A 5,935-nucleotide genomic window follows, 5' to 3' on the forward strand; every position below is an offset into this window, starting at 1 on the left:
GAATTCCCGCACCGAGAATTCCCGCACCGAGAATTCCCGCACTGACCCCTTGCCGCCGTCCGACCCTCACGTGGCGGGCGTGAACTGTTCCGTGCCCACCACCCGGAGCAGCGCGAGGCGGTCCCCCGCGTCCGTGCCCGGCGGCGGGGTGTAGAGGACGAGGCGCTGTTCGCCCTCCGGGGCGAGCAGCACCTGGCAGTCCAGGTCGACCGCGCCGATCACCGGGTGCGCCACCCGCATCCGGCTGTGCCGGCGGACCGCCACCTCGTGCCGTTCCCACAGCTCCGTGAACTCCTCGCTCGCCCCGCGCAGGCGCTCCACCAGGCGCATGGCGGCCGGGTCTCCGGAGCGGCGGCCGACGGCCGCGCGCAGGTCGGCGACGTGGAGGCGGCTGTAGTACGCGTGCTCCTCGGGCGGGTACGCCGCGCGGTTCGCCGGATCGGCGAACCAGCGCCACACCACGTTCCGCCCGTGCTCCGACACCGTGCACACCCCGCCCAGCAGGGACTGCGCCATCGCGTTCTGGGCGAGGACGTCCCCGAGGTCGCTCAGGACCTGCGCCGGGGTCGTCTCCAGCTGGTCGAGCAGGTGGAGCAGGCCCGGTGCGACGTGGTCGCCGGCCGTGGCGCCGGCAGGCGGGCGGTGGCCGGCGAGGAGGTGGAGGTGGTCGCGCCCGTCGTTGTCGAGGCGCAGTGCGCGGGCCAGCGCGGCGAGCATCTGCGGCGAGGGCTGCGGGCCGCGGGCCTGCTCCAGGCGGATGTAGTAGTCGGCGGACATGCCGGCGAGCTGGGCGACCTCCTCGCGGCGCAGTCCGGGCGTACGGCGCCGGGGGCCGGCCGGGAGGCCCGCGTCCTGCGGGCGGACCCGCTCGCGGGAACGGCGCAGGAAGTCGGCCAGTTCACGGCGGTCGATGCGGTCACCGCGGTCGATGCGGTCGCCTCGGTCACCGCGGTCGCCTCGGTCACTGCGGTCGCCTCGGTCACCGCGGTCGCCTCGGTCACTGCGGTCACTGCGGTCACTGCGGTCACTGCGGTCACTGCGGTCGATCGTCATGCCGATCATGGTGCCGGGTGCGGGCGGCCGTATCCAGGGATCGGCGGTCCCAGGGTCGGAAGGGCTCTCCCGGGCCCTTCCGGGGGTCGGCAGAGTCCTCGGTGTCAGCCACCGACCGCCTCCCCGCCGGGGAGCCGGCATCCCACCGGGAGCACAGATCATGGCCACCGTCACCGTCGGCACCGCCCTCGTCCACTACGACGTCGAGGGCTCGGGTTCCGGGCCCGCCCTCCTCCTCGTCCACGGCACCGGTTCCGGTGGCGCCGTCATCAACTGGGGCCGGACCGCGCCCCGTTTCACCGCCGACCGCCGGGTGATCACCCTGGATCTGTCCGGCGCCGACCGGACCGTCGACGACGGCGGCCCGCTGACCGTCGAGACGCTCGCCGCGCAGGTCATCGCCGTCATCGAGGACGCCGGCACCGGCCCGGTCGACCTGCTCGGGTTCTCGATGGGCGCCCCGGTGTCCGCCGCCGTCGCCGCCCTCCGCCCGGATCTGGTCGAGCGGCTCGTGCTGGTGGCGGGGTGGGCGTACACCGACGGCGACGAGTACCTGCGGAACCTGTTCACGCTGTGGCAGCGGCTCGGCGAGTTCGACCCGGCGGGCTTCGGGCGGAGCGTGACGATGACCGGGTTCAGCCGGAGCTTCCTCAACGCGATCGGCCGCGAGGGCGTCGAGGCCCTCGTCCCGAACATGCCGCCCACCCCGGGCACCCTGCGGCACGTGGCGCTCGACCTGACGGTCGACATCCGCGCGCTGCTGCCCCGGATCACGGCGGAGACGCTGGTCGTCGGCGGTACGCAGGACATCACCGTGCCGGTGGAGAACAGCCGGGAGCTGCACGCGGCGATCGCCCGCAGCACGTACGCGGAGATCGACGCCGGGCACGTCATGTTCTTCGAGAAGGAGGACGAGTTCGTGAAGACCGTGACGGAGTTCCTCAACCCGACCGGCTCCTGAACCCATCATGGGGCCCATGGGAGAGACCAGGATCATCGATGCGGCCGAGCGGCGGGCCCGGCTCGGGGTGCGGCACCGGCTGGCCCGGAGCGCGCGGGCCGGGTCGGCGGCGGAGGTCGGGGACGCGCTGGTGGCGCTGCACGGGACGGATCCGGCGAGCGTGTTCCTCGCGGTGGCGGCCCGGCTGACCGGGGGCGTCGAGCCGGTCGGGGCGGTGGAGCGGGCGCTGTACGAGGACGGGTCCCTGGTCCGGATGCACGGCATGCGGCACACGGTCTTCGTCTTCCCGTCCTCCCTCGCCGCCGCCGTCCAGGCCTCGACGACCCGACCCGCCGCCGTACGCGAACGCACCACGCTCCTCAAGCACTTGGCGGCCGGCAGCGACTTCGACGGGGAGTGGCTCGCGGAGACCGAGCGGCTCGTACTCGGCGAGCTGGCCGTACGGGGCGAGGCGACCGGGGCCGAACTCGGTGGTGCCGTACCGAGGTTGAGGTCGACGTATCTGTACGGGCCCGGGACGCGCCAGGAGGGCGTGCAGTCCGTCGCCAGCCGGGTGCTGCGGGTGCTCGGCATGGAGGGCCGGATCGTACGGGGCAGGCCGCAGGGTTCGTGGACGTCGAGCCGCTTCCGGTGGGCGCTCGCCCAGGAGCATCCCGTACGGGATCCGGCGGAGGCGCGGGCGGAGCTGCTCGGGCACTGGCTCGGGGCGTGCGGGCCCGCGACCGAGGCGGATCTGACGTGGTGGACGGGGTGGAAGGTCACCGACGTGCGCAAGGCGCTCGCGGCGGTGGGGGCGGTGCCGGTGACGGTGGACGGGGGGACGGGGTTCGTCCTGCCGGACGACCTGGAGCCCGTCCCGTCGCCGGAACCGTGGGCGGCGCTGCTGCCCGCGCTCGACCCGACGTCGATGGGCTGGCAGGGCCGTGACTGGTACCTGGACCCGGGCCATCGGGCGGTGCTGTTCGACCGCAGCGGGAACATCGGGCCGACGGTGTGGTGGAACGGCCGGATCGTCGGCGGCTGGGCGCAGCGCCCGGACGGCTCCCCCGTCCACCGGCTGCTCGCCGACGTGGGCGCGGAGGCGGAGCGGGCGATCGGGGCGGAGGCGGAGCGGCTTGCGGGGTGGCTGGGGGACGTGCGGGTGACGCCCCGGTTCCGGACGCCGCTGGAGCGGGAGTTGAGCGCCCCCTAGGACCTGTCCGGCCCTGGTCCGCCGGACGGGCCCTAGTGACGGGCCTCCAGGCCCGGGACTCCCAGGTCGAAGAGGCCGTCGAGGACCAGGTCGACGCCGACGGCGGCGAGCAGCAGGCCGAGCAGGCGGCCGAGGAGCTCGATCGTGGCGTGGTGGGTGCGGCGCAGGATCCGGGCGAGGAGCAGGACGCAGACGAGGTCGAGGACGATGACCGACACGTACGCGCCGACGACCGTCGAGCGCCAGGTGAAGGAGTCGCGGGCGGCCGCCTCGATGAGCACCGCGGTCATGGCGAGCGGGCTCACGACGTACGGCATGAGCAGCTCGCGCACCCCGCTGACCAGGTCGGGGGAGTCCTGGTGGGTGCCGTCGGAGCCGAGGTGGAGGCCGAGGACGAGGCCGACGGCGTAGATGAAGAAGATGACGCCGCCCGCGAGCTGGAGGGCGGGCGTGCTGATGTGGAAGAGGTCGAGCAGCCAGGGCGCCGCGATGCCGGTGACGAGGCCGACGAGGACGGCCGCGCCGGAGGAGATGAGCGCGATGGTCCGCAGCTGGCGGACCTCGTGGACCTGGGCGAGGCCGGCGAAGGCGAGGAGCACCTTCGGGGGCCCGACGACGGAGAAGAAGGCGATGAAGGCGGCGGAGAAGGTGAGTGCGTTCACACCGGAGATCTTGACCGGCTTCCTGATGTGTTCGGGTGATTTCTTCCGTTTTCCCGGTTCCCCTCCGCGCGGTGTCGAGAACGGCGGTCCGGCTCCGACTCTGCTGCGAGAGGCAGTGACAGCAGAGCACGAGCGAGGAGGTCGTCATGAAGTACCTGGTGATGGTGCAGGGATCGCAGGCCGACTACGAAGCGATGGCGGGCCGCGGCTCCGCGCAGTACCCCGCCTGGGACAAGGCACAGCTCCAGGCGATGTTCGACCACATGAACGCGGTCACCGAGGACGCGGCCGCGCGCGGCGAGATGGTCGACGCCCAGGGCCTCGCCGCCCCGTCCACGACCCGCTTCGTCACGGTGGACGGTGACGGCGAGCCGGTCGTCACCGACGGCCCGTACGCCGAGACCAAGGAGGTCCTCGCCGGCTACTGGGTCCTCGACTGCGCCTCCCTGGAGCGCGTCACGGAGATCGCCGCCCAGGTCGCCCGCTGCCCGGTCCCGCCCGGCTCCCCCGACCACCCGGTGGTCATCCGCCCGATCGACGAGACGGGCCCGGGCCAGGACTGAGTCCGGTGCGGATGCCCCGTGCGTTCAGTGCATCCCGTGGGCCCCGCCCGACGCGCGGGGCCTTCCCCGGGGGACGAGGAGCGGGGCCGCCAGGGCCGCCGCGGCGGCCGTGGCGGTGCAGACGGTGAAGGCGGTGGTGAAGCCCGTCGTGACGGCGCCGAGGGCGAGGGTGGAGGCCACGGCCACTCCGATGCCGCCGCCGAGCTCGTGGCAGGTGTTGACGATGCCGGAGGCGAGGCCGGCCTCGTGCGGCGGGATCAGGCCGAGGGCGGTCGTGGTCGCCGTGACGAAGACCGCGCCCAGGCCGAGGGCCGCCGTCGCCAGGGACGGCAGGAGGGTCGTCCAGGGGTCGGCGGTCGCGCTCACCAGGGCGAGCGGCAGGCAGCCCGCGGCCGTCAGGGCCATGCCGGCGGCCGCGCAGACGCGTGGGCCGGCCGTCGTGACCAGGCGGGAGCCGAGGTGCGCGCCGATCGCCGTGGTGAGCGCGACCGGGAGGAAGAGCAGACCGGTGCGGAAGGCGTCCAGGCCGTGCACGTGCTGGAGCCACATCGAGCCCAGGAAGAAGAACGCGATCAGGAGCGCCGTCGCGACCAGCATGAGGAGTGAGCCCGCCACGACCGGGCGCCGGGTCAGCATCCGGAGGTCCATGAGCGGGGTGCGGCTCCTGCGCTCCGCCGCCGCGAACGCCGCGTAGAGGGCGGCCGCGCCCAGGAGCGGGAGCAGGGTCCCGGCCGATGTCCAGCCCGCGTCGCCCGCCCCGACCAGGCCGTAGACCAGTGCGCCCGTGGCCGTGGTGACCAGGAGGGCTCCCGGGATGTCCAGGTGCCCGGCCCCCGTCGTGCCCGTGTCCTTGGGGAGCAGTTTCGGGAGTACGGCGAGCAGCGCCAGGCCCGTCGGGACGTTCACGTAGAAGATCCAGGGCCAGCCCGGGCCGGCCGTGAGGGCGCCGCCGAGGAGGACGCCGACGGCGGAGCCGGTGCCGCCGATGGCCGCCCAGACACCGAGGGCCCTGGCCCGTTCGGGGCCGTGGAAGGCGGTCGTGACGAGGGCGAGGGCCGCCGGGGAGAGGAGTGCGGCGCCGATGCCCTGGATCACCCGGCCGGAGAGCAGGGCGGCGGCGTTCGGGGCGAGGCCGCAGGCCAGTGAGGCGGCGGTGAAGAGGGCGAGGCCGGTGAGGAGGACCCGGCGGGCGCCGAGGGCGTCGGCGAGCCGTCCGCCGAGGAGCATCAGGCCGCCGAAGCAGAGGGTGTACGCGGTGACGACCCAGGTCAGGGCCGTACGCCCGANNGCGACGGCGGGCAGCGCGACGTTCACGACGGTGACGTCGAGGATCAGCATGAACTGGGCCGCGCAGATCAGCGCGAGGGCCGTCCAGCGGCGTGGGTGGACGTGGGCAGGGGTGGGTACGGCGGTGCGTGTCCTGGGCATAACTGAACTGTACGGCACAGTACAGTTGAACTCAAGAGTACAGTTCCCTTGCTACGCTCCCCGCATGGATCCCAAG

Annotated in this window: 6 protein-coding genes; 3 read left to right on the forward strand and 3 right to left on the reverse strand. The window is 73.8% G+C overall.

Features of this window, described 5'->3' with window-relative positions; genetic code table 11:
- Positions 1-66 precede the first annotated feature (66 nt).
- Entirely contained in the window at positions 67-1,053 is a 987-nt protein-coding gene (locus CCN56_RS29385) for a helix-turn-helix transcriptional regulator (protein WP_256962225.1), read from the reverse strand.
- 160 nt (positions 1,054-1,213) lie between these two features.
- Here CCN56_RS29385 and CCN56_RS29390 point away from each other — a divergent pair, with 160 nt between their 5' ends.
- Together CCN56_RS29390 and CCN56_RS29395 are read left to right on the forward strand one after the other, a co-directional pair.
- A complete protein-coding gene (locus CCN56_RS29390) occupies positions 1,214-2,014 on the forward strand; it encodes an alpha/beta fold hydrolase (protein ID WP_086830988.1) in 801 nt (266 codons plus the stop codon).
- A gap of 16 nt (positions 2,015-2,030) precedes the next feature.
- Entirely contained in the window at positions 2,031-3,206 is a 1,176-nt protein-coding gene (locus tag CCN56_RS29395; protein ID WP_373412913.1) for a winged helix DNA-binding domain-containing protein, read from the forward strand.
- A gap of 32 nt (positions 3,207-3,238) precedes the next feature.
- On the opposite strand, the gene CCN56_RS29400 is transcribed toward CCN56_RS29395, so the two are convergent.
- The gene (locus CCN56_RS29400) at positions 3,239-3,868 is read right to left on the reverse strand and encodes a MarC family protein (protein ID WP_086830990.1); all 630 of its coding nucleotides are present in this window, start codon (positions 3,866-3,868) and stop codon (positions 3,239-3,241) included.
- Between the two features lie 146 nt (positions 3,869-4,014).
- Between CCN56_RS29400 and CCN56_RS29405 the strand changes: the two genes are divergently transcribed.
- Complete coding sequence (locus CCN56_RS29405; RefSeq protein WP_086830991.1) at positions 4,015-4,431, forward strand: YciI family protein; 417 nt, start codon at positions 4,015-4,017, stop codon at positions 4,429-4,431.
- A gap of 24 nt (positions 4,432-4,455) precedes the next feature.
- Here the strand turns inward: CCN56_RS29405 and CCN56_RS29410 are convergent, their stop codons facing one another.
- A complete protein-coding gene (locus tag CCN56_RS29410) occupies positions 4,456-5,859 on the reverse strand; it encodes an MFS transporter (protein WP_086830992.1) in 1,404 nt (467 codons plus the stop codon).
- Positions 5,860-5,935 lie beyond the last annotated feature (76 nt).

The organism is Streptomyces sp. NRRL B-24572, from assembly GCF_002156145.1.
Lineage (GTDB): Bacteria > Actinomycetota > Actinomycetes > Streptomycetales > Streptomycetaceae > Streptomyces > Streptomyces vietnamensis.

Coding starts and splice junctions, on each gene's coding strand:
- CCN56_RS29405 (WP_086830991.1), top strand. CDS start 4,015: ATGAAGTACCTGGTGATGGTGCAGGGATCGCAGGCCGACTACGAAGCG.
- CCN56_RS29385 (WP_256962225.1), bottom strand. CDS start 1,053: ATGACGATCGACCGCAGTGACCGCAGTGACCGCAGTGACCGCAGTGAC.
- CCN56_RS29390 (WP_086830988.1), top strand. CDS start 1,214: ATGGCCACCGTCACCGTCGGCACCGCCCTCGTCCACTACGACGTCGAG.
- CCN56_RS29395 (WP_373412913.1), top strand. CDS start 2,031: ATGGGAGAGACCAGGATCATCGATGCGGCCGAGCGGCGGGCCCGGCTC.